This window comes from Streptomyces sp. NBC_01003 (assembly GCF_045162695.1).
GTDB lineage: Bacteria > Actinomycetota > Actinomycetes > Streptomycetales > Streptomycetaceae > Streptomyces.
This window is the reverse complement of record NZ_CP108707.1, coordinates 2,791,394-2,816,964: the sequence shown is the minus strand read 5'-3', so window position 1 is coordinate 2,816,964 and position 25,571 is coordinate 2,791,394. Positions and strand designations below refer to the sequence as shown.

Sequence of the window (25,571 nt, the reverse complement as noted above, 5' to 3'; positions counted from 1 at the left end):
GTCCCCACACCAGCCGGTTCACGAAAGTGCCCCGACTCGCCACGCTGCTGCGCGTCCCCACCCTGGCCGACCGTGGCCCGGGACAACCGTGGCGGCCCGGCACCCTGCCGCCGGCCGCGGCCGGCGAAAGCGTCCCGGGCCCGGACATCTGCGTCGGCTACGCCCGCTGATTCGCCCTGGACAACGAGCTCGACTCCCAACTCGACGCGGCCAAAACTGACGATCATCGTTGACACCTGGGTCTCCGGTCACTACGAAGAGGGACAGCTGCAGCTATCACCGCCCACCGCTGCCTTGGCGGCCAGGCACCCTGTGATCGCCTCACGCAGAAGACCTCGGTCCAGGCGTAATCGATCATCGTCAATGACATACCGACACGGGCGGTCAGCTCTCTGAGTTCCAGCCCAGATGAAGCACCGCTATGTCGTCCGCCAGGCCCCCGAAGGGCGCTGCCCTGGACGCAGCGCCGTGGACCAGGGCGTCGATGAACTCCTGCCCGGGCAGGTGTACGTGCTGCACCGCCAGCCGCAGGAGGCCTTCCTCGCCAAGTCGTGTGGAGGGGGCAGTCCTTCCTTCGTACAGTCCATCGGTGAAGAGCACCACGCTGTCGCGCGGGGAAAGCGAGACATCGGTCTGCGTCCAGTCCTCGTATCCCGGAAACAGGCCGAGGGCGATTCCAGCCCGAGGCTCGACCCAGCGGATTTCCCCCTGGCTGCGTAGCAGAAGCCCCGGGTGTCCCGCGCTCACCACTTTCAAAGACGATCCTCCTGGAGGGAACACCAGCGACACAACAGTGGTGTAGGTGTCGTCGTCCGCTCTCTCATCGATCAGGACCTTCTCCAGGATGCGCAGTTGCTCGAACTGGGTCTTGCCGCAAAGAACGGCGGTCCGCCAAGCCAGGCGCAGGTGAATCGCCAGGGCGGCCTCAGCCGCTCCATGTCCCGAGACATCTCCCAAGATCACGTGTACGGTCGAGTCCTCGGTTTGCACAATGTCGTAGAAGTCACCGCACAACAGCGAGTGAGCCCGCCCTGGAACGTAACAGGAAGCGGCCGAGAAGTTGTCGTCACGCAGCGTTGGTGCGGGAAGCAGGCCTTGTTCCAGGGACGCATTGTCCTGGGCGATCAATGCATTGAAATCCATCGCAGCTCTAAGTGTTTCCTCGTGTTCTCGGCGCACGCTGTGCCGGGACTCGGGGGTGAATCCGACAGTCGCGGCTGCATGAGGCACTGGCACGGTATTCCACCCTCGGTTCATGCGTGTTGCCACCTCCCGACATAAGACAGGAGATGAACTGGATCTGTGACAAGAGAGGGGCAAGTATTACTTCGAAAAACGATCTTCAGAGGGCGACATCGCACCGACCGCACAAGTCCTGGCTGCTGTACACGCCCGCAACAGCCTCGAGTTCGTGGGTGAGGTGTTGCGGGAGATGTCGCAGGCGCTCGCCGTAGTCGCGCCGGAGTGGATGCGCACGATCGTGGATCCGGCATGACAGGAACGCTACGGGACGCGGGGTGACGCCTGCCGGCTTCCGACCGACGAAACAGGACCGGCGCGAGTTGGCCGGGCAAATCGCCACTGACTCATACCCCTCGCTCGAAGCGGTCTTTGCGCGTGGACTCGCCTGGGTCGGCTACAAGAACCACCTCAGCGAGAACTGTGACGATCCCGAAACTTCACAGCGCCCGGCTCTGATCGACCGCGTTGTCACATCAGCTACCCGTCTTCACCGCTGCGGGTGACGCCGGTGCCGGGCTTGCCCTCAACATCGCGTGCCGGTGGCCAGAGAACCCTCACTGTCCAGCAGGTCGTATCCACCTGTACGTCGCCGAAACCCTCGCGTTGGCCGGGCAGGACGCTCCCAGACTGTCCTGACGCTGCCCGCTACTCCCTCGCTCGACAGGGTGACTGGGTGCTCAGCCTGGCGTGCGGCCGCCGCTGTTCCCGGCGCAGTTACGCAGGCTGGTCCGGAGAGTCCGGCGCGAAGCTCACTCCGGCGGCGGTGAGTGGGGAACCATCACGCCGCCTTGGTGATCATCTCCTTGCCCCGGCGGGCGCCACGCCGCCTGATCGCACGGCGTTCGCTTTCCGTCATGCCGCCCCAGATGCCTTCCACCTGCCCCACGCCCACGGCCCAGCCGAGGCACTGCTCCAGAACAGGGCAACTACCGCAGACAGCCTTGGCTTCGTCGATCTGTGTGAGCGCCGGGCCGCTGTTCCCTATGGGAAAGAAAAGATCAGGGTCCACACGTAGACAAGCCGCCCGTTCGCGCCAATACATGGCGTACTTGCCTCGTCGTTCAGCAGCGATGGAAATGCAGACCTCCAGGGTTCGTTATTCGGCAGGAGACCCCGGAGTCCGATCATGGTCTTCATCGTCTCTGCGAAGAGGCGCCGGGGCTATGACTGAGACCGGTCACCCGGAGTATTTGTGACACGCAGTCGAGTTCTGCGTAGCTGCGAAAGGGTGAGTTTTGCAGCGTGGCACTGATCGGGTGACAGCGTCGGTGCCGCAACACACAAGACCCCCGTGCCGGTGGAGAAGGTGTTCGAAGTCTCAACCCATTCGAAGTCTCAACCCATCGGCGCAGGGGATGCTCCCATCTTGGGTCAAGCGGCCCGCGTAAGGACTTTCTTGTTGCTATCGGTGCAGGTGAGGGCCTTGAAGACCTCGCGGGCTACGGAGCGTTCGGACGACGGCGATGCGGTAGAGGGCCGTGTTGGCGGAACGGTTGCTCCGCGGTTGAGTCGGTGTCGGTCCCTGCGTTCGGATGGGGCGGGGATGGGAGCGGCACCGCACAGATGGGCGAAGGCTGCCTCGGACCGCAGGCGTTCGGGATTGTCGCCGACAGCGGTCAGGAGCCGGGCGGCGGTTTCGGGACCGACTCCGTGGATGGCCAGCACCACCGTCGCTGTCGACGTCGCGGGCCACCAGGTGGCCCAGCGTCGGGTCGTCGTCAACGCCGGCACGTTCCGCCGGCTGCTGCGCTGATGCGAGCAGTGGCCCGAACGCCGCTTCGCCGTCGAAGGCGCGCGCGGCCTGGGCCGCACTCTCGCCCAGCAGCTGGCCGCCGCAGGCGAGAACGTGGTGGACGTGCCCTCCACTGTCGGCCCGGGCCCGACTGCTGTCCACCGGCGGCGACCGCAAGACAGACGCCTACGACGCTCGCCACGTCACCCAGGTCGCCCTGCTCCGCGACGGCTTGAGGGCCCGCGAACCCGAGGACCAGACAACGATCCTGTGGCTGCTACTGACCTTTTCGGATTGGCTTCGGGTGATGTGAGGTGAGGGCCAGCCCGGTCTCGGTGAGGCAGCCGTCGTGCCAAGGCAAGATCACCACAGCGCCGACGGCGTGCCTCGCCATGCAATTTTGCCTGACCGGCCCGTTTCATCCCCACGACACAGGATGAAAGAGGTCAGTGAAACGCACAGCGAGGTGCCGTGCGCGTCGGTCAGCACGGGCAAGGGTCTGGGACAGCTGATGTCACAAGACGCGTGCATGCCCGGTCAAAGGATCGAGCCGAGAAACGAAGGAGGTGTGTCGTGTGCGAGGACTCAGTCATCGGCTGTGAGAGTTCCTTTGCCGGGCGCAGGCGCTGCATGGTGGCACCCTGTCATCGGCGCGCGGAAATCTCTGAAGCCCTCGTGAAGGCCGAAGGGATCATTGGGGGCGGCCGTGTTGTGTGGTGCCGTGTGAGCAGGAGGATGCCGTATGGACGATACTGACGCGGTGCCGGTCGCGGAGTTGCTTGACGAGCGTCGGCACCTGCTGGATGTCGCCTACTGGATGCTGGGCAGTTCCCGTGAGGCGGAGAGTGCCGTCGGTGAGACCTACCGCCGGTGGTACGGGCTGTCCGACGCGGAGCGCGGGCGGATCACAGCTCCCCGGCGCTGGCTTGTGAAGACTACGGGCGGTATCTGTCTGGAGCTGCTCGCCGACTCCCGCCGGGGTGCGGCCGGTCGGAGGGACCAGAGGGAGGAGCACCATACGAAGACGGGAGACGCCGATGGGGCGCAGGCGAGGCTGGCGGAGGAGGTCAGCCGGGTTCTGCTCGACGCGCTGGACTCTCTGTCGCCGGCCGAGCGGGCGGCGTTCGTGCTTAATGACGTCTTTAGGATGGCCCCCGGCACAGTAGCCGACATCGTGGGACGCTCAGAGCCGGATTGTGTGGAACTCGCCGACCGGGCCCGCCACAGCCTTCGGATGCAGCGCTCAAGCCCCACCCCGCCGGACGAGCGCGATGTCCTCGCCAGCGCAGTCCGCCAGGCCTGCGTGAACGAGGATGCCGAACTGCTCGAGTCGCTGCTGTGTCCGGACGCCACGGCGTTCTTTGACGGCGGCGGCAAGGTCCGGGCACTGAGCAGGCCCGTACACGGCAGCCGTCAGGTCGCCCATAGCCTGCTGACACTCTTGGCTCGCCACCCTCGTACCACGCTGACCACCCACTCCGTCAACGGGTGCACCGGTCTCATCGCCCGCTACGACCGTCAGGTCGCCGCCGTCATCAGCCTCGACACCGCCGACCACCACGTCACACAGGTCTGGGTCGTCCTTAATCCCGACAAATTACGCTCCTGGAACGAGTCCCCCAGCCCCCGCGACCCCGGCTCGCACCGAAACCCGTCACAGCAGGGCGATGGCTGGTCCTGATCGCTTCTGGGCGCTGTAGTGCGGCCGCGCGATCGCCGCTCGGTGCTGTCGGTTCTCTGGTGCGCACGGTGCTCCTGGATGACCACGCGCCACTGCCGCCACGCCAGGTGCGCCCACTGGGGATCGCGTGGGAGACCGCTCTGTCCTGTCCTGCGGCTGCGGCCGTCACCCGTCATGGGCGTCATTCGGACCCAGCGCGGGGCAAGGCGGGGTGGCCGCGATTTCTGGGCGGCTCTTCCCGCTGGTTCGTCACGCCGACCGAACATGAGGTGCTGACTGACTCACCGCATGGGTTCCGCGCAGAAGGGCCCAGGTCGATGAGCGTCCACCTCGGCCCCCCGTGATGTTTTCGGCGGTCCTACAAGAGGGCCGCTGGCCTCCGGGCCCGGCAGGTGCCGTCGGAGACGCTGATGAGAGGCCCGGCCACCGTCCGGTCCGGCGCAATGCCGGACAGCTCGCGGGCGGCAGGTCTGCATAACGTGGATGCGCGCGTACGACACCGAAGCCGAGGCCAGCACGTTCAACTCCCCTGGAAGGGCGCGATGTTCGACACCGAAGACGTGGGCGTATTCCTCGGCCTGGACGTCGGCAAGACCCCTCATCACGGCCACGGGCTCACTCCAGCCGGGAAGAAGGTCCTCGACAAGCAGCTGCCCAACAGCGAGCCGAAGCTGCGGGCCGTCTTCGACAAACTGACCGCCAAGTTCGGCACCGTCCTGGTGATCGTGGACCAGCCCGCCTCCATCGGCGCCCTCCCGCTGACCGTGGCCCGGGACGCCGGCTGCAAGGTCGCCTACCTGCCGGGACTTGCCATGCGCCGGATCGCCGACCTGTATCCGGGCGAGGCCAAGACCGATGCGAAGGACGCCGCGGTGATCGCGGACGCGGCCCGCACTGGCTTTATTCACGAGTAGTGGTTCTGGCACAACTTCCGTGAAGTCGAACCGATCCTCGGTGTCCGAGGCTGGCGGCCCTGGCGAACCGGCAGGTCAGCGGCTCGTCCAGAGGCTGGCACGAGCCCGGTCGGCATGGTTTTCACGGAAGTTGAGCCAGAACCCGAGTTTTGACAGCACTGCGGTACTTGCCAGGACAGCATCGAGGTGCTCCTGGTGAAAGGTCCTGGTCATGCCGCAGATGTCCAAGGTCGAGCTGTACGCGGCGATCCGGCGTGATCACCGTGCTGGCATGAAGATGCGCGAGCTTGAGCGCAAGTACAACGTGTCGTGGAGGACGGTCAAGAAGGCCGTCGACTCGGTCTGGCCAGAGCCCGGGCAGAAGAACCCGCTTGAGGGTTCTGAGCTGTCTCTTCCATAGTTGCGGACTGCAATCCGGCAGGACGTTATCTACAGGAAGGCACGCACTGATGCGCACTCTTTATGTCGTCACCCATCCGGAGGCGACGCACCACGTCGAGGGAGTCGTCGGCGGATGGCATGACTCGAAGTTGACGCCCGCTGGCGTCCGTGCGGCCGTCTCCATCGCCCAGGCGTTGCGGGCCCAGGTCCCGGACGGCGCCGAGGTGGAGCTGTTCTCCTCGGATCTGCAGCGCACCCTGCGGACGGCCGAGGAGGTGGCCGAACTGTTCGGCGTGAAGCCGATGGTGGATCGCAGGCTGCGGGAGAAGTCCTACGGTGAGGCGGGGGGAAAGCCGCAGGAGTGGTTGGACCGGCGCTTCGTCCCACCGCCCGCTGTCGGGGAGCGAATGGACCACGACGAGGGTGTGCAGGGTTCCGAGACCAAGGCTGCGTGGGCGCAACGCATCTACGCAGTAACGGACGAGATCCTGCAGAACCCTTGCGAACATCAGATCATCGTGACGCACGGCGGCTCCCTGACGTTCGTCGTGGCGTCCTGGATCAAGATGCCGATCGAGTCGGCCGGCTATGCCAGTTTCCGGGCCCCCTCCGGGAGCATCACTACGCTCCGCGAAGACGACTTCTTCCACAACCGCCAAGTCGTCAGCCTCGGTGACACCCGTCATCTCGACTCCGCCAAAGCTGGCTGACCTCAGCCTGGCCCGCTTCGACGGCCCGCCGCCCTCACGGGCGGCGGGCCGTCCGATGCACTGACGTCATTTCTCGTGAACATTCCCGAGCCCGTCGACGTCCCTCTGCTGCCCAAAGTGCTGGACAAACGGTGCTGTTAAAAGTGAACGAAGCCAGTCGGGAAGGTCGGCTGCATCAGCGCCTCTGCGTGACCCGGATGTGCTGGCTAACCAGCCTGTCGGCGACGCGGGGCGAACGCTGCCGGGTGCCTGCGTTGACCGCACGACGAGCGCCCCGTCACGCCTGGCGCAGTCTCGCATCGCCCGGCACTGGACGGAGTCGCCGCGCAGCGGGAACACGATTCGAGGAACGCGGCGATCTTGCTCGGGCTGAACACCCACATCACCTTGTGGATGCCTACCGTCGAGGCGGCTATCGTCATGAATGCCATGACTCGGCCATCCCGGTTGATCGTCACGCCCGTAAGGCCGTTGGCGTCGACTAACCTGGGCTCTGCTTCCCGCCACAGCCGTGGATAGGTCGACATTTTGGCGATAGGTGAACGGCCCAGCACAGGTATACGAGCGCAGCCCCGGAGACCGTTTCCATCGGACAGACTGACAGCATCGGCGCTGAGAAGGGTCTCCAGTGAAGCCACATCGCCCGTTTGAGCCGCTGAGACGAAGGCGTTCAAAAGGCGTCTGTGCTCCGCCGTGTCCACGCTCTCCCGCTGCTCGTCCGACAGATGCTTGCGGGCGCGGCTGACGATCTTCCGGACGTTGACGACGCTGAGCTGAAGGATTTCAGCGATCTCGGGGTAGGTGTAATCGAACGCTTCACGCAGCACGTACGCGGCGCGTTCGGCGGGGCTCAGCTTCTCCAGTACCAGCAGCAGCGCCAGTTCGAGGGCCTCTGCGCGCTGTGCGCCCACCTGCGGATCCGAGCTGGTGTCGACGGGCTCGGGCAGCCAGGGCCCGATGTAGGTCTCCCGGCGCACACGTGCCGAGTGCGCGACGTTGATCGCCATACGGGTTGTGGCGCTCGATAGGAAGGCGACCGGGCTGACCACCGCGGAACGGTCTGTCTTCTGCCAGCGTAGCCACACCTCCTGAACCACATCCTCGGCCTCGACCACGCTGCCGAGCACGCGATAGGCGATTCCGAACAGACGTGTCCGGTACTGCACGAAGACCGAGACAGCCTCTTCAAGGTCCGATCCAGGTGGGGACGGTTCGAGATCCATGATCCTGCGGTCTCCCTTCCTTAGGTTACGGCTGTCTAGTGGCGGGACCACCCGGCTACCGCGCAATTGCGGACGGCTCCGGCCCGGGATACCAGGTGCTCTCCTGAAGGCCGGGGTACTGCCTGCCGAACATAAGGCGCAGAAGGGCACAACTCCACTGGTAACGAAACTGTGGCCACCAAAAGTCAAGGCTGCTTCAGCCGCTTCCTCGTACTGGCGCACCAGGTGGCCCCGGCTCTTCGGGACGACCGTGCATAACGTCAGTGCCGGCCGGGGGCTTGATGGAGCCGAACCGGATGTCGAAGCTCTGGCGGGCGAGAGAGCCGGTTCGCCGCATCCAGACGTCGACGGTGTCAGCAGCCGTCGACGAACGTGACTGTCTCCTCGAGCGGCGCTCGGCCGATACGGGGTTGGCTTGCCGTGACGTCCTCGTGCCCGATTGACATGCCGCAGAAGAGGAGGAGTCCATCCGGGGGCGACAGGACCTCGGCGACGGTCTCGTGATACTTCGCCCAGGCCATCTGCGTGCAACTGTGCAGCCCTTCGGCGCGGAGCAGCAGCATGACGGACTGCAGATACATGCCCACGTCGGACCACTGGGGTCGACCCATGCAGCGGTCGATGTAGCAGAACAGGGCGGCGGATGCACCGAAGCAGTCCCAGTTCGCGGCAGAGGCTCTCTGGCGCGCCTCCAGGTCGTCACGCGGAATGCCGAGTGCGCCGTAGCGCTGCTCACCGAAGGCGGATCGGCGCTCCTGGTAGGGGCTCTTCAGTGCGGTCGGGTACTGCTCGTACTCCGGCTCGTCCCAGGGGTCGCCTGCGGCTATGCGCTCGCCAGTGCGCTTTTTGAGCTCAGCCAGCGGCCGGCCGGTCAGCACGTAGGCATGCCACGGTTGGAGGTTCGACGCTGACGGCGTCCAGGCCGCGGCGGACAGCACACGCTGCAGCACCTCCCGCGGGACCTGCTGGTCGGTGAATCCCCGCACAGCTCGCCGACTCGCGACCGCCTCATAGACGTTCATGATCGCCTGCATCCCTTCCATTCGATGCGCACATACTCGTTACATCTGCGACAGTATCATTTAACACTATCCGATGCGTGGGAAGGTGCATATCGAGGAGGGGGCTCGTGCAGGGGAGGGCCGCGAGTCGCCGTCGTCTGCCGGTCCCTCGCGGGTGATCTTCACCGCCGGTCGACGGGGTGTGCGCAGGTTTCGCGGACTTGCTGTCGGTCGACGTGTCGGTCGGGGGTGCATTCGGCCTGTTCGGCAATGCTGACGCCCGACCGGAGGCGTCCCTGCTCGCAGCCGGGCCGGTGTGTGGTGGCGATGGCCGCAGCCGTCAAGGCGGGGGCGCCGTGCAAGCCCGTACGACATGGAACACATGGAACCTGTCCATGCCTCGGACAGCCGCCGCGCGGGAGCGCTTACGCCTCGCCCGCTGCGGGATGTGCGAGCCGGGTCAGCAGACCCGTCAACTGCTCGGACCCACCGGGTCCCAGTTCGGCGACCAGACGCTCGGCCAGCGGCTCCGCCGCCACATGCGCCGCATCGAAAAGCTCGACACCCCGAGGCGTGATCTCCACCGCCCGCACCCGCCGGTCCCCCGGAACCGTCTTGCGTACGGCCAGTCCCATGCGTTCCAGGTCGTCCACGACCCGCATGATTCCCGCCTTGTCCGACCCCGTCGCCGCCGCCAGGTCCCGCTGCACCGTGGGCCCGCGGTCGACCAGCACCAGCAGCACCGCGAAATGCCGCAACTCGACGCCGAGCGGGCGGAGCGCCTCCGTCATGACCGCGGCCGCACGCCAGTGCGCCCGGCGCAGCAGCAGGGCGAGCGCGAAAGGCGAGGTGTCCCCGGGGCGGTCGGTCGCACGTGAGGCGGCAGGGGGGGGTCTGCGAGGAAGCGTGGTCACGAAGTCACATTACAGTCATATGTACTTTCGATACGGTTTCACTTGAAACTAAATGTGTGGTGAAAGCGCGGCTGTTCTGCGGGTACGCCTCTGTGTGGACGGGGGTGGCGCCCGTACCCCGCAGCGGTGACGGGGATGGCCCGCGAGGACGTGCATCTGAGGGACGCGGCGAGCGGGCGGCCGTCGGTTCGGTCTGGTCCGGTCATGGCCGTCCTCCTCGCGGGGCCCCGGATCAGAGGCGGGCGTCCTCAATTGCGGCTCGAATGGAGACGAGTCGGACTCGGGCCAGAGCCGCCACTGTGATCTACACCGCCCAACTCAGGTCGCTCAGAAGCCAGTTGGAGAGGCCGCTGCCTCTGGCTGCCTCCGAGCGACCCGGGCCGGACCGGGGGCAATCCGAGTGTTTTCCTCTGACTACCTCTGCTCGCCTCTGCAACCGTCCTAGCCTCGGGCTTTCGGGCGGCGGAGCCGGCCGCGCCCTCCGCCCTCGGCACAGGCACGCATCAAGACCGCCACCTGGATCACCGACTTCTACAACGCCAGGCGGCTACACAGCGTGTGCGGGTTCAAGAGCCCCATTACCGCACTTAGCAAGATTGAGGTGGACCCGGAGTCCGGCTGCTGGTTGTGGACCGGTAGCTGTAATCGGGAGGGCCCGTCCGGCTACGGCACCGTCTGCTACCAGGGGAAGACGCAAATCGTTCACCGTGTGGTGTTCAAGCTGCTGGTTGGGGAGATCCCGGAAGGCTTTCAGGTGAGTCACGCCGAGCCACGGGGGTCCAACCACACTCGATGCTGCAACCCGCGTCACCTGGAAGCCGTGAGGCTCGCGCCCGGGCCAAAGTGGGCGACGGGCCGGTGCAGATCGCGAGAGTGCACAAACCTACGAAGGCGTCGGCCGTCAAAGCCCGCACCCAGGCCATCAACCAGCTCAAGGCCGTCCGATCCAGCCCTGCGGGAAGAACTGGCCGGACTGGGCAATGCCGAACTCTTCCGTACCTGTGCGCGGTTCGCTGACGTGAGCAGTCGCGAGGAGGACGGTGAGGAATCGGTGCTGCAGGCCACTCGGATCACGCTGGGTCTGCTGGCTCACCGGATCGGCCGGCTGACCGAGCAGATCCGGGATGTGGAGGATCGTCTGGCCCGGCTCGTGGAATGTCATGCCCCGCAGCTGCTTGAGGTGGTGGGGGTCGGTCCGGACACGGCCGTCGCTCTGCTGATCGCGGCGGGGGACAAACCGGAACGGCTGGGCAGTGAGGCGTCGTTTGCAGCTTTGTGCGGGGTCAGTCCCGTTGAGCGTTCCTCGGGCCGCCGGCAGTACCGTCGCCTCAACCGTGGTGGCGGCCGTCAGGCAAATGCCGCGCTCCATCGCATCGTGTTCACCCGCCTGCGGGTCGACTCGCGCACTCAGGCGAACAGAGCGGTTCCGGCCAGCGTGACAGGGAGCGGCCAGTGCTGGCCTGCGTGGAGCAGCAGCCAGCAGGGCACGCTCCACAGCAGGACGGGGCGATCGGCTCGGATCATCCGCGCGTAGGTCTGCGCGTGCCGGGGCCATGGGCAGACCTGGGTGAGGGTGTGGAGGTAGGAGGCGGTCAGCCCAGGTGCATGGGGGCGCGCTGCGTCGAGCCGACGACTTCACCTCCGTGACCGGTGAAACGGCCTGGACCCGTGCTGTGCTGACGTCACGGGCGGCCTTGGCTGAAAATCCCCAGATTCTCCCCGGGTTCAAGTTTGGCCCGCAGCGTGGTCTAGGAGACTGCGTGCAGAGGGGGGTAAGAGCCCGAGATTGCACCGTTGTGCGAGGGTGGTTCGCTCCCCGCGATAGCGTCGTGGCAGATGACCTCGGTACCTTCATGCGGAAACTCCCCAGATACTCCCCCGCGTCAACGGTTGGCCACTTGTGAGGTAGCAGGCAACTCCCGGGGCGTACCTCGGGTTACCGGCCCTGTCGGCCGTATAGCCTGGGAAAATGCTCACGGAAGTAACTGCGACCCGCTACGTTACGCCCCTTCGGGAGGGCGGGTCTCTGCCTGGTTTGGTTGAGGCGGATGACTTGGGTATTTACGTCGTGAAGTTCACCGGCTCCGCGCAGGGCCGCAAGGCGCTCGTCGCGGAGATCGTCGTCGGTGAGCTGGCGCGCCGCCTCGGCCTGCGCTTCCCCGAGCTGGTCCGCGTCCACTTCGACCCCGAGGTGGCCGCACACGAGCCGCACCAGGAGGTCCAGGACCTGCTGCGCGCGAGCGACGGGCTCAACCTCGGGATGGACTTCCTGCCGGGCGCGAAGGACTTCACGCCCGAGGTCGCTGCCGCCTTCACGGTGGACCCGCTGGAGGCCGGGAAGATCGTGTGGCTCGACGCCCTCACGGTCAACGTGGACCGCACGATCCACAGCTCGAACCTGATGATCTGGCCCACCTTCGGCATCCAGGAGCCGAAGCTGTGGCTGATCGACCACGGCGCCGCCCTGATCTTCCACCACCGCTGGGACGCGTCCGCGCCCGACAAGGCGTACGACTTCCGCCATCACGCCCTCGGTGCCTACGGGCCCGACACGGAGGCCGCCGACGCGGAGCTGGCGCCCCTCGTCACCGAGGAGATGCTCCGCGAGATCACCGCGCTCGTCCCCGACGCGTGGCTGACCGACGAGCCGGGCTTCCATTCGCCGGACGAGGTCCGTGAGGCGTACGTCTCCTATCTCGCGGCCCGCGCCCGTACGTCCGCCGCCTGGCTGCCCAGGGACTTCCCGTCGCGCGACCAGCTGGCGGCCGCCGACGCGCGCCGCGCGGCCGACACGGAGAAGGGCCGCCCCGCCTGGCTCAAGCGCGTGCCCGACCTGCACGGCAAACCGGCCGCCGAACAGGACTGGTCCGTCCACCTCGGTCACAAGGGCTGACCCCGGACACGACCGAACCCCCGGCGCTGTGCGGTGCCGAGGGTTCGGGTGGTGCGGGGCCGGACTCAGCCGGCGAGCTGCTCGTACGCGGGCAGCGTCAGGAAGTCCGCGTAGTCCGCGTCCAGGGAGACCTGGAGGAGGAGGTCGTGGGCCTGCTGCCACTTGCCGGCCGCGAAGGCCTCCTCGCCGATCTCGGCCTTGATGTTCGCGAGCTCCTGGGCCGCGACCTCGCGGGCCAGGTCGGCCGTGACGGTCGTGCCGGAGTGTTCGCCGCCCTCGAAGACGACGCCGGCGTTGATCCACTGCCAGATCTGCGAGCGGGAGATCTCGGCGGTGGCCGCGTCCTCCATCAGGTTGAAGATGGCGACGGCGCCGAGGCCGCGCAGCCACGCCTCGATGTAGCGGATGCCGACCTGGACGGCGTTGACCAGGCCGTCGTAGGTGGGCCGGGCGTCGAGGGAGTCGATCGCGATCAGGTCGCCGGGCGCGACGGACACGTCCTCGCGCAGGCGCTCCTTCTGGTTCGGCTTGTCACCGAGGACCGCGTCGAAGGACGCCATCGCGATCGGGACCAGGTCGGGGTGGGCGACCCACGAGCCGTCGAAGCCGTCGCCGGCCTCGCGGTCCTTGTCGTTCTTGACCTTCTCGAACGCGACCTTGTTGACCTCGGCGTCGCGCCGCGACGGGATGAACGCCGCCATGCCGCCGATCGCGTGCGCACCCCGCTTGTGGCAGGTGCGGACGAGGAGTTCGGTGTAGGCACGCATGAACGGGGCCGTCATCGTGACCAGGTTGCGGTCCGGCAGGACGAACTTGGCGCCGCCGTCACGGAAGTTCTTGACGATGGAGAACAGGTAGTCCCAGCGGCCCGCGTTCAGCCCGGCGGCGTGGTCGCGGAGCTCGTAGAGGATCTCGTCCATCTCGTACGCGGCCGTGATCGTCTCGATCAGGACGGTCGCGCGGACGGTGCCCTGGGGGATCCCGACGTAGTCCTGCGCGAAGACGAAGATCTCGTTCCAGAGGCGGGCCTCCAGGTGCGACTCCGTCTTCGGGAGGTAGAAGTACGGGCCCTTGCCGAGCTCGATCAGGCGCTTGGCGTTGTGGAAGAAGTACAGGCCGAAGTCGACGAGCGCGCCGGGGACGGGCCGGCCGGCCTCGTCCTTCAGGTGGCGCTCGTCCAGGTGCCAGCCGCGCGGGCGCATCACGACGGTCGCGAGCTCGTCGTTGCCCTTGAGGGCGTACGACTTGCCGGTGCGCTCGTCCGTGAAGTCGATGTTGCGCGTGTAGGCGTCCATCAGGTTGACCTGGCCCAGGACGACGTTCTCCCAGGTGGGGGCCGAGGCGTCCTCGAAGTCCGCGAGCCAGACCTTGGCACCCGAGTTCAGGGCGTTGATCGTCATCTTGCGGTCGGTGGGACCGGTGATCTCGACGCGGCGGTCGTTCAGCGCGGCCGGGGCGGGCGCGACGCGCCAGGTGGTGTCCTCGCGGATGTGAGCGGTCTCCGGGAGGAAGTCGAGCGTGGAGGTGCGGGCGATCTCGGCGCGACGCTCCGCGCGGCGGGTGAGGAGCTCGTCACGCCGGGGCGTGAACAGCCGGTGCAGCTCGGCCACGAAGGCGAGGGCCGCGTCCGTGAGCACCTCTTCCTGCCTGGGCAGGGGCTCTGCGTCGACGATGGCCAGCGGGGACGGCGCTGGTGCGGACATGAGCTGTCACTTCCTTCAGCGAACGGGCGCGGGCGGCACCGAGTGCCGTGGGCGCCGGAATACGACTACGGACCCCGCGCGGGGGGACCGGCCCTTCTGAGCAGTGGATACTAGTTTCCTCATTGTGGAAGTTCAATGGTTTGTTGATGTCGAGATTCTCCGGGTCGACATAACGTGGCGCTCGGTGCCAGGCTCCTCACGCCCCGTTCATGCCCCTCACTCACCACTCATTCAAGGTGCTTGAGGTCGGCCTCGGTGTCGATGTCGTAGTCATCGGCCACATCGCCGCACTCCACGAGCGTGAGCTCCGACGCGTGCTCCTTCAGGTACGCGCGCGCCCCGCGGTCCCCGGCCGCGCTCGCCACGATCCCCGGCCAGTGCTCCGCCCCGAACAGAACCGGATGCCCGCGCTCCCCGTCGTACGCGGCCGCCGCCAGCGACCCCGCCGACCGGTACGCGGCCCGCACGCGCGCCACCGCCGGAGCCCCGATCCCCGGTTGGTCCACAAGGAGTACGAGCGCGGCCGACGCCCCCGTCCCGGCGAGCGAGCCGAGCCCCGCCCGCAGCGACGAGCCCATGCCCTCCTCCCACGCCGGGTTCTCCACGAGCACGCACCCCGCCAGGTCCGCCCGCGCCCGTACGTCGTCCGCTGCCGCGCCCAGCACGACGTGGACGCGCTCGCAGCCGCCCGCGCGCAGCACCGCCACCGCGTGCTCCACCAGGGGGCGCCCGCGGTGCGTCAGGAGCGCCTTCGGCCGCCCGCCGAGCCTGCGCCCACCGCCCGCCGCGAGCAGCAGTCCCGTCACCGGAGCGTCATCCGTTGCGTGTGTCATGAAGCCTGGATACCTCACCGGGCGGCCCGCGCGTCGACCCCCGGGGACACTCGTGAGGCCGGAATTCGGCCGGCACGGTGGCGGGCGCGGCAGAAAGTGGCGTTTACTGGCCGGCGGCCCCGATGCGGCGCGTCAGACCCACGCCCAGCGGGGCCGCGGAAGGCGTACCACGTGCGAACGCGCACGTGTGCGGTCGCACAAAGGCGTGCGAGGGGGGAGAACTGTGTTGCGGAGCGTGGGGCAGAAGCCGGTGGCGGTCAGCGAAGAGGATCCTCGGGTGACGGAGTTGCGCACCGCGGTGTCCAGGCTGCGCCGTGAACTGGCAGCCCATCCGGCCGAGTTCCCCGACCGGGCCGTCGCGGAGGACGAACTGGCCGCCCTGGACGCGATGGCCGCCGGCGGCCTCCCCGAGGTCCCGCGCCTGCGCCGCTCACTGCTGCTCATCGCGGGCGCGATCGGCTCGGTCAGCGCCCTGGCGAAGGGTCTTGGGGGCGTACGGAACGCGGTGGAACTGTTCGGCGGGCCGCCACTGCGCTGACTTCGTACGGAAGTTGACGACCCGTCAACCAGGTCTCTTGCCGTCTCACGCCACCCAGTGCGGCCGTCCCGGCTCCTCGCCCGCCGGGCCGAGGCCGTCCGCGAGGGTCTGTGCCAGGCGGCGCACCGCCTCCCTGGCGACCTCGGGCGGCTGGGTGTACGGGAAGCGCAGCCGGTGCTCGTGCGTCCCCGGGTCCGCGCCGAAGCGGGAGCCGCCCTCGATGCGCACCCCGTGCCGCAGCGCGGCCCGGGCGAGAGCCGAGGCGATGGGGCGGCCCAGGTCGATCCAGAGCGACAGGCCGCCGGGCGGCAACTGCCAGCGCCACTCCGGCAGTTCGCGCGCCAGGTCCTCGGCGAGCGCGTCCCGCTGGGCCCGCATCCGCGGCAGGCGCTCGCTCAGGACCTCGTCCATCCGGTCGAGCAGCCGCAGTGCGACGAGCTGGTCGAGCACGGAACCCGACATGTCGAACGGCACCCGTGCCGTGGCCAGTTCCGTGATGAGCCGCGACCCCGCCCGCACCCAGCCGATGCGCAGCCCGCCCCACTGCGACTTGCTCAACGAGCCCACGGTGACGACCTGTTCGCCGGCACCGTGCGCGGCGAGCGAGGCGAATGGCGCGGGCGCCGGCACGTCCAGCGCGATGTCGGCGACCGTCTCGTCCACGACCAGCCAGGTCCCGGTCGCCCGCGCCGCCTCGAGGAGCCGCACCCGCTGCTCGCGCGGCATCAGCCGCCCGGTCGGGTTGTGGAAGTCCGGGATCAGATAGGCGAGCCGCGGCGCGGTCTGCCGCAGCGCCGACTCGAACAGGTCCGTGTCCCAGCCGCCGTCCGTGACCGGCACCGGTGTGGCCCGCATCCCGCCCCTGTTCAGCGCGTCCAGGGCGTTCGGGTACGACGGGTTCTCGACCAGGACGCGGTCGCCCGCCCGGGCGAGGAGCCCCAGGGTGAGCGACACCGCCTGCTGGGCGCCCGAGGTGATGAGGATCTGCTCGGGGAGCGTCGGCAGGCCGCGCCGCGTGAACCGCTCGGCGACCGCGGCCCGTAGCTCGGGAAGCCCGTACGGGTGGTAGCCGGGCGTCGACGCGTGCTTTGGCAGCAGTGCGCCGGCGGCGGCGAGCGCGTCGGCGAGCTCCGCCTCGGGCGCGCCGGGCGCCGCGATGGCGAGGTCGATCACGTCGTCGCCCGTGGGGAAGACGGCCACGCTGGCGGGCCGCTGTCCCTCGGGCAGCTCGGTCCACGTCCCCGCGCCGCGCCTGCTGCGTGCGTAGCCGCCCTCGCGGAGCAGGTCGTAGGCGGCGGTGACCGTGGCGCGGCTGACGCCGAGCGTCGTGGCCAGCTCGCGCTCGGCGGGCAGCCGGGTGTGCAGCGGGATGCGCCCGTCGAGCAGCAGGGTGCGTACGCCCTGGGCCAAGGCGCGGTAGCCGGGTCTCTCCCCGGCGGTGACCGCGAGGAGGTCGGCGAGGCGGCGGCTGCCCAGGGACCTGTTCATGTTGTCCGTGCCCGGCGCGTTCAAGGCGTGGACCACTCGATTGCCTGCCATGCCAACTCCCCGCTATTGGCCCTGCTGTCCAGGCCAATCAGCGTACAGACTCGCGAGAGGTCAGGGATTTTGGCCTGGGGAGCCGGTTGAGGAGGCATGCCATGGACGGGTACGAGGCGGGCTGTGTCACGGACCGTTTCGAGCGGGAGATGCAGCGCCGCGCGGAGGCGCGCACCACGCGGGCGGCGGGTGCCTGGGTCCGCGCGCTGGTGAACGGGAAGCGGCGCAAGGGAAGGAAGCCGTGAGCGCCGTCGAGGCCCGGCGGCCCGAGGAAATGGTCGGTCAGGTCGTCGTCGGGGTGAGCGACTCGCTCGGCGGGCTCGCGGCGCTGCGCGCGGCCGCCGAGCAGGCGCGCCGCTCGGGCCGGGTCCTCGTCGCCGTCCTCGCCTGGGAGCCGCCCGAGGGTGAGAGCCTGTACGCCCGCCGCCCGGACCGGCAGTGGGCCCGGTACTGGCAGGGCGAGGCCCGCGTCCGCCTCGACCGCGCCTTCGCCGAGGCGCTCGGCGGCCCGCCCCAGGACGTGGACCTGGTACGCCGTGTCGTCAGGGCCAGGCCGGGCCGGGCCCTGCGCGACGCGGTGGCGGGCCCGGACGACCTGCTCGTCATCGGCGTCCATCCACGCCGCATGTGGCGCGGACGGATCCACCGCTACGTCGTCGCACACGCCGGCTGCCCGGTCCTGACCGTGCCCGCGCCGCCGCTGGCACGACACGAACTGCGCGCGCTGCGGCGGGCGAGCGCACACGACTTCGCGGCGGCGGGTCCGGCCGGGTGAACGGGGGCAGCGGCGCACGAGGCCGCGTGCGGTGGCTGCCGCTGTGTGTGGGGCGGATTTCCGGTTCGGTCGTGGGGTGCGCGCCGACTGCCCAGTCGTGACGGTGCCCGCTTCGCCGCCTGCGCGGCACGGGCTGCGGCGGGTGATCGAAGGTGACTGCTTGGCGGCGGGTCCGGCAGGCTGGACGGGCAGGTCAGCGGCGCATGAGGCCGCGTGCGGTGGCCGCGGCGACCGCCGCTGTGCGCGAGTCGACGCCCAACTTGGCGTAGATGTGCACCAGATGGGACTTCACCGTCGCCTGGCTGAGGAACAGTTCCTTGCTGATCCGCTGGTTCGACAGGCCGTCCCTGACGAGCTGGAGCACCTCCAGCTCGCGGCGGCTGAGCGCCTCGGCGGGGGCCCGCATGCGGTCCATCAGGCGGTGTGCGATGGCGGGCGCGAGCGCGGACTGGCCGGAGGCCGCCGTACGGACCGCCGCCGCGAGCTCCTCCGGCGGCGCGTCCTTGAGCAGATAGCCGGACGCGCCCGCCTCCACCGCGGCGAGGATGTCCGCGTCCGTGTCGTACGTGGTCAGGACGAGGACGCGCGGCGCACCGGGCCTCGCCGCGATGGCCGCCGTCGCCTCCGAGCCGTGCATTCCGGCGCCGAACTGGAGGTCCATGAGGACGACGTCGACCCCGCCGGCCGCGGCGAGCTCCACGGCCCGCTCCGCCGTGGCGGCCTCCGCGGCGATCTCGAAGTCGGGTTCGGCGTCGAGGACGGCGCGCAGCCCGGCGCGTACGACGGGGTGGTCGTCGGCGAGCAGGAGGCGGACGGTCATGGCGCGCCTTCCACGGGGAGAGGAAGAGTGATCGCGACCGCCGTGCCCTGGCCCGGCGCCGACTCCACCGTGAACGTGCCCCCCAGGGACTCCGCGCGCGAGCGCATCGCGGGCAGGCCGAACCCCCCGTCGCCGGACGGGGCCGACGCGGGGTCGAAGCCGCGCCCGTCGTCCACGATGTCGAGGGCCACGGCCGTGTCCATGAAGCTGAGGGTGATCTCGGCGCGGCGGGCCCCCGCGTGGCGCACGGTGTTCGCGAGCGCCGACTGCGCGATCCGCAGCAGGGCGACCTCGTACGGCGTCGGCAGCCCGGACGGAGTGCCGCTCTCCGTGAAGCGGGCGGTGAGCCCGGGAGCCGTCGCGCACAGCCGCTCCAGGGCCCCCGCGAGCGACCCGCTCTCCAGGTCCGGCGGCGACAGGGCCCGCACGAAGCGGCGGGCCTCGGCCAGGTTGTCCTGGGCGGCCGCGCGCGCCTGTTCGATGTGCGGGGCGGCCGGTGACTGCGGCGGCAGCGCGCGCTGGGCCGCGCGCAGCAGGAGCTGGATCGAGGACAGACCCTGCGCGAGGGTGTCGTGGATCTCGCGCGCCAGGCGCTCCCGCTCGGCGAGGGTGCCCGCCGTGCGCTCCGCGGCGGCGAGTTCGGCGCGCGTCGCGATCAGCTCCTCGATCAGGCGCTGTCTGCGCTCGCTCTCGCGGTACAGCGCCTGGTAGCCCATGACGGTCGCGACGGCCACGGCCGCGCCGAGGAGCGGCCCTATGAAGGCCCCCGGGTTGAGCTCCTGCCCATGGCGTACGTACGAGGCGATGGCGGCGCACGCGGTGAGCGCCACGGCGGGGACGCCCCAGCGGGCGGGCAGCAGATGCAGCTGGAGGAAGTACAGCGGGAATGCCAGCCACAGTCCGTCGGGGGAGAGGACGAGCAGCACCAGCCACACCGCGCACAGCGCCGCGAGCCAGAGCGCCGCCCCATCCCGCGTGTCCCGTACGGCCGGGATCAGCGGGCCCGCCCCGTACACGACGGTCATCACGACCGCGGCGGCCACCACGGCGCCCGCCCCCGTCGAGTCCCCGGCCAGCGCGCGGCCGGCGACCAGCAGGAGCAGCCCGGCCATCAGCAGATGCAGGCACAGGCGCAGGACGCGCAGAACGGGGGTCAGAGAACGTGGATCCATACCGTCACCAGCGTAGGCAGAAGAACCTCGAAGACGGTCAACCGAAAGTTTGAAAGGCGGCTCCTTCCTTCGATTCGGGTGAAGCGTGCTGTGGCGCGATGCCCGGGGCGGGGGCCCGGCCGCAGGCTGGGGACCATGTTCGTCGCATGGAGAGATCTACGGTTCGCCAAGGGCCGGTTCGCGCTGATGGGAAGCGTGGTCGTGCTGATCACGCTGCTCGTCGGCCTGCTGTCCGCCCTGACCGCGGGCCTGGCCCGGGACAACACCTCGGCGCTGACCGGGCTGCCCGCCGACCACCTGGCGTTCGCCCGGCCCGCGGACGGCCAGGCGGTGTCGTTCACCGGTTCGACGGTCGGGGCCGGGCAGTGGCGGGCGCTGGCCGCGCGGCCGGGGATCGAGAGCGCGCAGCCGCTCGGCATCAGCACCGTCAACGCCGAGGCGGGCCACCACACGGCGGCCGTGTCCGCGTTCGGCGTGCGGCCCGGCTCGGGGCTCGCGCCCGACACGACGGCACCCGGCACGGCCGTCCTGTCCCGGCAGGCAGCGGACGATCTGGGCGCGGGGCCCGGTGACCGTATCGCCCTGTCCAGTACGTCCCTGACGGTGAGCGCGGTCGCGGGCGACGCCTCGTACAGCCACACACCCGTCGTCTGGATCGACCTCGGCGACTGGCAGAACGTGGCGCCGGGCGGGCAGCGCACAGGGGAGCGGGCCACCGTGATCGCCCTGCGCACCGGGGACGGCGCCGACCTCGGTGCCGCGGACCGTGCGGCGGGCACCGAGACGCGGACCGTGGCCGGTGCCCTTGAGGCCATAGGGTCCTACCAGGCCGAGAACGGCTCGCTCCAGCTGATGCGGGGCTTCCTCTTCGTCATCTCGGCGATGGTCATCGGCGCGTTCTTCACCGTGTGGACGATCCAGCGCAGCGGCGACATCGCGGTTCTCAAGGCCCTCGGCTCCTCGACGCGCTATCTGCTGAAGGACGCGCTCGGGCAGGCCGTGGTCATGCTCGTCGGCGGTACGGCCCTCGGGACGGTGCTCGCGGCGCTCATCGGGGCGTTCGTGCCCGACAGCGTGCCGTTCGTCATGGAGCCGCTCACCACGCTCGGCCCGGCCGCCGTCATGACCGCACTCGGCGCGGCCGGCGCCGCCCTGTCCATCCGGCGCATCACCGCCGTAGACCCCCTCACCGCACTCGGGAGCGCCCGATGAGCCTCGACCTCGACGAGATCACCCTCACCTACCCGGACGGCGACGGACGTCTCACGGCGCTCGACAGCGTCACGCTGCACGTCCCGGCCGGCACGGTCACCGCGGTCGTCGGCCCGTCCGGGTCGGGCAAGTCCAGCCTCCTCGCGGTCGCGGCGACGCTGGTCACGCCCGACAGCGGCACCGTGACCGTGGGCGGTACGCCGACGGACTCGATCGGCCCCGCCGAACGCGCCGAGCTGCGCCGCCGCTCTCTGGGCATCGTCTTCCAGCAGCCCAACCTGCTGCCGTCCCTGACCGCCCTCGAACAGCTCCAGGTGATGGCCCACCTGGACGGCCGCAGGCCGCGCGACGTGCGGGAGCGGGCAGGGGAGCTGCTGGCCGCGGTCGGGCTCACGGACCAGGCGCGCCGCCGTCCCCACCAGCTGTCCGGCGGTCAGCGCCAGCGTGTCAACATCGCCCGCGCCCTGATGAACGAGCCGGCGGTCCTGCTCGTGGACGAGCCGACGAGCGCCCTCGACCACGAGCGCGGGGCGGCCGTACTGGATCTGCTCGCCCGGCTCACCAGGGAGCGCGGCACCGCGACGGTCCTGGTCACGCACGACCGGGCGCATCTCGCGGTGGCGGACGAGGTGTGCGAAATGGTGGACGGGCGGCTCACGAAGGCCGGCCCGTCCCGTGACGCTGCGGGTGGTGCCCGCTACACGCCGACCCCGGAGCTCGACAGCGCCACCGACAGCTCCTCGGCGACCTGCTGAAGCACCGGCACGATCTTCTCGGTCGCGGCGTCGGTGACGCGTCCCGCCGGACCCGAGATCGAGATCGCGGCGGCCGTGGGGGAGTTGGGCACGGAGACGGCGAGGCAGCGCACGCCGATCTCCTGCTCGTTGTCGTCGACCGCGTACCCGGCGCGGCGCACCTCCGCGAGCGCGTCGAGGAAGCCGTCGGCCGTGGTGATCGTCTTCTCAGTGGCGGCCGGCATGCCGGTCCGCGCGAGCAGCGCGCGCACCTCGTCGGCCGGGGTGTCGGCGAGCAGGGCCTTGCCCACGCCCGTCGAGTGCGGCAGGACGCGCCGGCCCACCTCGGTGAACATCCGCATCGAGTGCTTGGACGGCACCTGGGCGACGTAGACGATCTCGTCCCCGTCGAGCAGCGCCATGTTCGCCGTCTCGCCGGTCACCTCGACGAGGCGGGCGAGATAGGGGCGGGCCCAGGTGCCGAGGAGGCGGGAGGCGGACTCGCCGAGGCGGATCAGGCGGGGGCCGAGCGAGTAGCGCCTGTTGGTCTGCTGGCGCACATAGCCGCAGGCGACCAGGGTGCGCATCAGGCGGTGGATCGTCGGCAGGGGAAGGCCGCTGCTCGCGGAGAGCTCGCTGAGACCCACCTCGCCCCCGGCGTCGGCCATCCGCTCGAGGAGGTCGAAGGCGCGCTCGAGGGACTGGACTCCGCCGGTCGGGGCGGAAGGGCCAGAGGACTTGGTGCTGGCGCTTGACGTCGGCACGGGCGCGTTCCTTTCGGGGCGGAAGGGCAAGGCAGCAGCCTACCCGGCGGTCACCGAGGGGGGTGTGGCACGGCCCGGGTTGTTCCAGCCGGTCAGGGGCCTTTGTCCGGGTGTCGCCGGGCCATACCTGTGGTCTCTTGACGGTGTCGTCGTAGGTAGCTACGTTCTGGCTTACGGAATTCTAATTCCACTTTGTGGAAACGTCCAGGATGGCGTCGTCCCTTACGGGGTGGCTCTTGACGGACCCTGGACTGGAGTGAAAACTCCTTCAACAGAACGTTGAATTTACTGAGAGGGGCTCGGGTGTCCGACGTCGAACTGGTGCTGCGCTCGACCCGCGTCATCACCCCCGAAGGCACGCGGCCCGCGTCGGTCGCCGTCGCCGGGGGAAAGATCGCCGCCGTCCTTCCGCGCGACGCGGACGTACCGGCAGGCGCCCGGCTCGAGGACTTCGGTGACGATGTCCTCATGCCCGGACTCGTGGACACCCATGTCCACGTGAACGACCCGGGGCGCACGGAGTGGGAGGGCTTCTGGACGGCCACCCGCGCCGCGGCGGCCGGCGGCATCACCACGATCGTCGACATGCCGCTCAACTCGCTGCCGCCGACGACGACGGTGGCCAACCTGCGCACCAAGCAGGACGTCGCCGCCGCCAAGGCGCACATCGACGTCGGCTTCTGGGGCGGCGCGCTGCCCGACAACGTCAAGGACCTGCGTCCGCTGCACGACGCCGGGGTCTTCGGCTTCAAGTGCTTCCTCTCGCCGTCCGGCGTGGACGAGTTCCCGCACCTGAACGGTGACCAGCTCACCGCCTCCATGGCCGAGATCGCCGGGTTCGGCGGCCTGCTCATCGTGCACGCCGAGGACCCGCACGAGCTGGACGTCGCCCCGCACAACAGCGGCCCGAAGTACGACGACTACCTCGCGACCCGGCCGCGGATCTCCGAGGACGTCGCGATCAAGGGGCTCATCGACACCGCCAAGCGGATCGGCGCCCGCGTCCACATCCTGCACCTGTCCTCCTCCGACGCGCTGCCGCTGATCGCCGAGGCCAAGGCCGAGGGCGTCAAGCTCACCGTCGAGACGTGCCCGCACTACCTCACGCTCACCGCGGAGGAAGTCCCGGACGGCGCAAGCGAGTTCAAGTGCTGCCCGCCCATCCGCGAGGCCGCGAACCAGGACCTGCTGTGGCAGGCGCTCGCCGACGGCACCATCGACTGCGTCGTCACCGATCACTCGCCGTCGACCGCCGACCTGAAGACCGACGACTTCGCCACCGCGTGGGGCGGCATCTCCGGCCTCCAGCTGAGCCTCTCCGCCATCTGGACCGAGGCCCGGGGGCGCGGCCACTCCCTCGACGACGTGGTGCGCTGGATGTCCTCGCGTACCTCGGAGCTGGTCGGCCTCGACGACCGCAAGGGCGCCATCGCCGCCGGCCGCGACGCCGACTTCGCGGTCCTCGCTCCCGAGGAGACCTTCACCGTCGACCCGGCCGAACTGCAGCACCGCAACCGCGTCACCGCCTACGCGGGCAAGACGCTGCACGGCGTCGTGAAGTCGACCTGGCTGCGCGGTGAGCGCATCGTCGCCGAGGGCGAGTTCACCGCTCCCGCCGGCAAGCTCCTCGAAAGGAACAACTGATCACTGTGACGGCGATTCCCAGCTTCACCGGCGACGCGAACCCCTACGGCGGCGGCGACCCCTACGCCGACTACCGCACCGCCGACTTCCCGTTCACGCAGTACGCCGACCTCGCCGCGCGGCAGCTCGGCGCCGGTGTCATCGCCGCCAACGACGAGTTCTTCGCCCAGCGCGAGAACCTCCTCGTGCCCGAGCGCGCCGAGTTCGACCCCGAGCACTTCGGCCACAAGGGCAAGATCATGGACGGCTGGGAGACCCGCCGTCGCCGCGGCACCGGCGCGGACCACCCGTGGCCGACCGCCGAGGACCACGACTGGGCGCTCGTCCGGCTCGGCGCCCCCGGCGTGATCCGCGGCATCATCGTCGACACCGCCCACTTCCGCGGCAACTACCCGCAAGCGGTCTCCGTCGAGGCCGCGTCCGTGGAAGGCGCGCCCACCCCGGAGGAGCTGCTCTCGGGCGACGTCAAGTGGACGACGCTCGTACCGCGCACGGCGGTCGGCGGCCACGCGGCCAACGGCTTCGCCGTCGACGTGGAGCAGCGCTTCACGCACCTGCGCGTCAACCAGCACCCCGACGGCGGCATCGCCCGCCTGCGGGTCCACGGCGAGGTCGTGCCCGACCCCAAGTGGCTCGCCACGCTCGGCACGTTCGACGTCGTCGCCCTGGAGAACGGCGGCCGCGCCGAGGACGCCTCCAACCTCTTCTACTCGCCCGCGAGCAACACCATCCAGCCGGGCCGCTCCCGCAAGATGGACGACGGCTGGGAGACCCGCCGCCGCCGCGACCAGGGCAACGACTGGATCAGCTACGGCCTGGCCGGCCAGTCGCAGATCCGCGCCCTGGAGATCGACACCGCCTACCTCAAGGGCAACTCGGCGGGCTGGGCGTCTGTCTCGGTGCGCGACGGCGACGATGGCGAGTGGGTGGAGGTCCTGCCCCGCACCCGCCTGCAGCCCGACACCAACCACCGCTTCGTGCTCGACACTCCCGCGGTCGGTACCCACGCGCGCGTGGACATCTACCCGGACGGCGGCATCTCCCGCCTGCGCCTGTTCGGCTCGCTGACGGATGAGGGCACGGCCCGCCTGACGGCCCGTCACCAGGAGCTCGGCGGCTGACCCGGGTCCCGGACCCGCGCGGGGG

At 69.6% G+C, this 25,571-nt stretch carries 23 protein-coding genes and 4 pseudogenes; 14 read left to right on the top strand and 13 right to left on the bottom strand.

Going from position 1 to position 25,571, the window contains the following annotated elements; all coding sequences use genetic code 11:
• Positions 1-26 precede the first annotated feature (26 nt).
• Positions 27-170, top strand: coding sequence for a hypothetical protein (locus OG698_RS13030; protein ID WP_406103214.1), 144 nt, complete (start codon positions 27-29; stop codon positions 168-170).
• A 214-nt stretch (positions 171-384) separates the two neighbouring features.
• Here the strand turns inward: OG698_RS13030 and OG698_RS13025 are convergent, their stop codons facing one another.
• The 3 genes and pseudogenes from OG698_RS13025 to OG698_RS13015 form a co-directional block, all read right to left on the bottom strand.
• A complete protein-coding gene (locus tag OG698_RS13025) occupies positions 385-1,143 on the bottom strand; it encodes a PP2C family protein-serine/threonine phosphatase (RefSeq protein WP_406103213.1) in 759 nt (252 codons plus the stop codon).
• A gap of 877 nt (positions 1,144-2,020) precedes the next feature.
• Positions 2,021-2,284: a WhiB family transcriptional regulator gene (locus OG698_RS13020; protein WP_406103212.1), complete on the bottom strand. Its 264-nt coding sequence runs from the start codon at positions 2,282-2,284 to the stop codon at positions 2,021-2,023.
• A gap of 408 nt (positions 2,285-2,692) precedes the next feature.
• A pseudogene (locus OG698_RS13015) lies at positions 2,693-2,880 on the bottom strand (transposase); the annotation flags it as partial.
• A gap of 836 nt (positions 2,881-3,716) precedes the next feature.
• Here OG698_RS13015 and OG698_RS13010 point away from each other — a divergent pair.
• From OG698_RS13010 to OG698_RS12995, 4 genes and pseudogenes are all read left to right on the top strand, one after another.
• Complete coding sequence (locus OG698_RS13010; RefSeq protein WP_406103211.1) at positions 3,717-4,655, top strand: RNA polymerase subunit sigma; 939 nt, start codon at positions 3,717-3,719, stop codon at positions 4,653-4,655.
• A gap of 542 nt (positions 4,656-5,197) precedes the next feature.
• Positions 5,198-5,551: pseudogene (locus OG698_RS13005) on the top strand (IS110 family transposase); the annotation flags it as partial.
• A 229-nt stretch (positions 5,552-5,780) separates the two neighbouring features.
• A complete protein-coding gene (locus tag OG698_RS13000) occupies positions 5,781-5,969 on the top strand; it encodes a hypothetical protein (RefSeq protein ID WP_406103210.1) in 189 nt (62 codons plus the stop codon).
• A gap of 49 nt (positions 5,970-6,018) precedes the next feature.
• Complete coding sequence (locus tag OG698_RS12995) at positions 6,019-6,660, top strand: histidine phosphatase family protein (RefSeq protein WP_406103209.1); 642 nt, start codon at positions 6,019-6,021, stop codon at positions 6,658-6,660.
• Between the two features lie 206 nt (positions 6,661-6,866).
• Here OG698_RS12995 and OG698_RS12990 read toward each other — a convergent pair whose 3' ends face one another.
• The 3 genes from OG698_RS12990 to OG698_RS12980 all read right to left on the bottom strand — a co-directional run bounded on the left by OG698_RS12990 (position 6,867) and on the right by OG698_RS12980 (position 9,798).
• Entirely contained in the window at positions 6,867-7,883 is a 1,017-nt protein-coding gene (locus tag OG698_RS12990; RefSeq protein WP_406103208.1) for a sigma-70 family RNA polymerase sigma factor, read from the bottom strand.
• A 353-nt stretch (positions 7,884-8,236) separates the two neighbouring features.
• On the bottom strand, positions 8,237-8,905 hold the full coding sequence (locus tag OG698_RS12985) for a nitroreductase (RefSeq protein WP_406111022.1): 669 nt from the start codon (positions 8,903-8,905) through the stop codon (positions 8,237-8,239).
• A 404-nt stretch (positions 8,906-9,309) separates the two neighbouring features.
• A complete protein-coding gene (locus OG698_RS12980; RefSeq protein ID WP_406103207.1) occupies positions 9,310-9,798 on the bottom strand; it encodes a MarR family winged helix-turn-helix transcriptional regulator in 489 nt (162 codons plus the stop codon).
• A gap of 556 nt (positions 9,799-10,354) precedes the next feature.
• On the opposite strand from OG698_RS12980, the pseudogene OG698_RS12975 reads away from it, so the two are divergent.
• Positions 10,355-11,149, top strand: a pseudogene (locus tag OG698_RS12975) (transposase); the annotation flags it as partial.
• Between the two features lie 59 nt (positions 11,150-11,208).
• On the opposite strand, the pseudogene OG698_RS12970 reads toward OG698_RS12975, so the two are convergent.
• Positions 11,209-11,394, bottom strand: a pseudogene (locus tag OG698_RS12970) (hypothetical protein); the annotation flags it as partial.
• Between the two features lie 373 nt (positions 11,395-11,767).
• Between OG698_RS12970 and OG698_RS12965 the strand changes: the two are divergent.
• Complete coding sequence (locus OG698_RS12965; protein ID WP_406103206.1) at positions 11,768-12,691, top strand: HipA family kinase; 924 nt, start codon at positions 11,768-11,770, stop codon at positions 12,689-12,691.
• A 65-nt stretch (positions 12,692-12,756) separates the two neighbouring features.
• On the opposite strand, the gene aceB is transcribed toward OG698_RS12965, so the two are convergent.
• Both aceB and OG698_RS12955 read right to left on the bottom strand, forming a co-directional pair.
• Complete coding sequence (gene aceB / locus OG698_RS12960; protein ID WP_100591447.1) at positions 12,757-14,394, bottom strand: malate synthase A; 1,638 nt, start codon at positions 14,392-14,394, stop codon at positions 12,757-12,759.
• A 227-nt stretch (positions 14,395-14,621) separates the two neighbouring features.
• Positions 14,622-15,227: an NTP transferase domain-containing protein gene (locus tag OG698_RS12955; RefSeq protein WP_406103205.1), complete on the bottom strand. Its 606-nt coding sequence runs from the start codon at positions 15,225-15,227 to the stop codon at positions 14,622-14,624.
• Positions 15,228-15,450: 223 nt separating this feature from the next.
• On the opposite strand from OG698_RS12955, the gene OG698_RS12950 reads away from it, so the two are divergent.
• Positions 15,451-15,765 (top strand): DUF5955 family protein, encoded by a 315-nt coding sequence (locus OG698_RS12950; protein ID WP_406103204.1) that lies wholly within the window; start codon positions 15,451-15,453, stop codon positions 15,763-15,765.
• A gap of 45 nt (positions 15,766-15,810) precedes the next feature.
• Here OG698_RS12950 and OG698_RS12945 read toward each other — a convergent pair whose 3' ends face one another.
• Positions 15,811-17,304 carry a PLP-dependent aminotransferase family protein gene (locus OG698_RS12945; protein WP_406103203.1) on the bottom strand — a complete coding sequence of 498 codons (1,494 nt, stop codon included), beginning with the start codon at positions 17,302-17,304 and terminating at the stop codon, positions 15,811-15,813.
• A gap of 101 nt (positions 17,305-17,405) precedes the next feature.
• Between OG698_RS12945 and OG698_RS12940 the strand changes: the two genes are divergently transcribed.
• The gene (locus OG698_RS12940) at positions 17,406-17,549 is read left to right on the top strand and encodes a hypothetical protein (protein WP_406103202.1); all 144 of its coding nucleotides are present in this window, start codon (positions 17,406-17,408) and stop codon (positions 17,547-17,549) included.
• A complete protein-coding gene (locus OG698_RS12935) occupies positions 17,546-18,079 on the top strand; it encodes a universal stress protein (RefSeq protein ID WP_406103201.1) in 534 nt (177 codons plus the stop codon). Before OG698_RS12940 ends, OG698_RS12935 begins: the two co-directional genes overlap by 4 nt.
• A 193-nt stretch (positions 18,080-18,272) precedes the next feature.
• Here OG698_RS12935 and OG698_RS12930 read toward each other — a convergent pair whose 3' ends face one another.
• Both OG698_RS12930 and OG698_RS12925 read right to left on the bottom strand, forming a co-directional pair.
• Positions 18,273-18,899 carry a response regulator transcription factor gene (locus tag OG698_RS12930; RefSeq protein ID WP_326773462.1) on the bottom strand — a complete coding sequence of 209 codons (627 nt, stop codon included), beginning with the start codon at positions 18,897-18,899 and terminating at the stop codon, positions 18,273-18,275.
• Positions 18,896-20,071, bottom strand: a complete 1,176-nt coding sequence (locus tag OG698_RS12925) for a sensor histidine kinase (RefSeq protein ID WP_406103200.1) — start codon at positions 20,069-20,071, stop codon at positions 18,896-18,898. The genes OG698_RS12930 and OG698_RS12925 overlap by 4 nt, the downstream gene beginning before the upstream one ends.
• Before the next feature lie 135 nt (positions 20,072-20,206).
• Between OG698_RS12925 and OG698_RS12920 the strand changes: the two genes are divergently transcribed.
• Together OG698_RS12920 and OG698_RS12915 are read left to right on the top strand one after the other, a co-directional pair.
• Positions 20,207-21,283 carry an ABC transporter permease gene (locus tag OG698_RS12920; protein WP_406103199.1) on the top strand — a complete coding sequence of 359 codons (1,077 nt, stop codon included), beginning with the start codon at positions 20,207-20,209 and terminating at the stop codon, positions 21,281-21,283.
• The gene (locus OG698_RS12915) at positions 21,280-22,038 is read left to right on the top strand and encodes an ABC transporter ATP-binding protein (RefSeq protein WP_406103198.1); all 759 of its coding nucleotides are present in this window, start codon (positions 21,280-21,282) and stop codon (positions 22,036-22,038) included. The genes OG698_RS12920 and OG698_RS12915 overlap by 4 nt, the downstream gene beginning before the upstream one ends.
• On the opposite strand, the gene OG698_RS12910 is transcribed toward OG698_RS12915, so the two are convergent.
• Complete coding sequence (locus OG698_RS12910; protein ID WP_100591454.1) at positions 21,981-22,781, bottom strand: IclR family transcriptional regulator; 801 nt, start codon at positions 22,779-22,781, stop codon at positions 21,981-21,983. The two genes, OG698_RS12915 and OG698_RS12910, sit on opposite strands and share 58 nt — an antisense overlap.
• Before the next feature lie 303 nt (positions 22,782-23,084).
• On the opposite strand from OG698_RS12910, the gene allB reads away from it, so the two are divergent.
• Positions 23,085-24,425 (top strand): allantoinase AllB, encoded by a 1,341-nt coding sequence (gene allB / locus OG698_RS12905; protein WP_406103197.1) that lies wholly within the window; start codon positions 23,085-23,087, stop codon positions 24,423-24,425.
• Between the two features lie 5 nt (positions 24,426-24,430).
• Positions 24,431-25,546: an allantoicase gene (alc, locus tag OG698_RS12900; protein WP_406103196.1), complete on the top strand. Its 1,116-nt coding sequence runs from the start codon at positions 24,431-24,433 to the stop codon at positions 25,544-25,546.
• Positions 25,547-25,571: the final 25 nt, after the last annotated feature.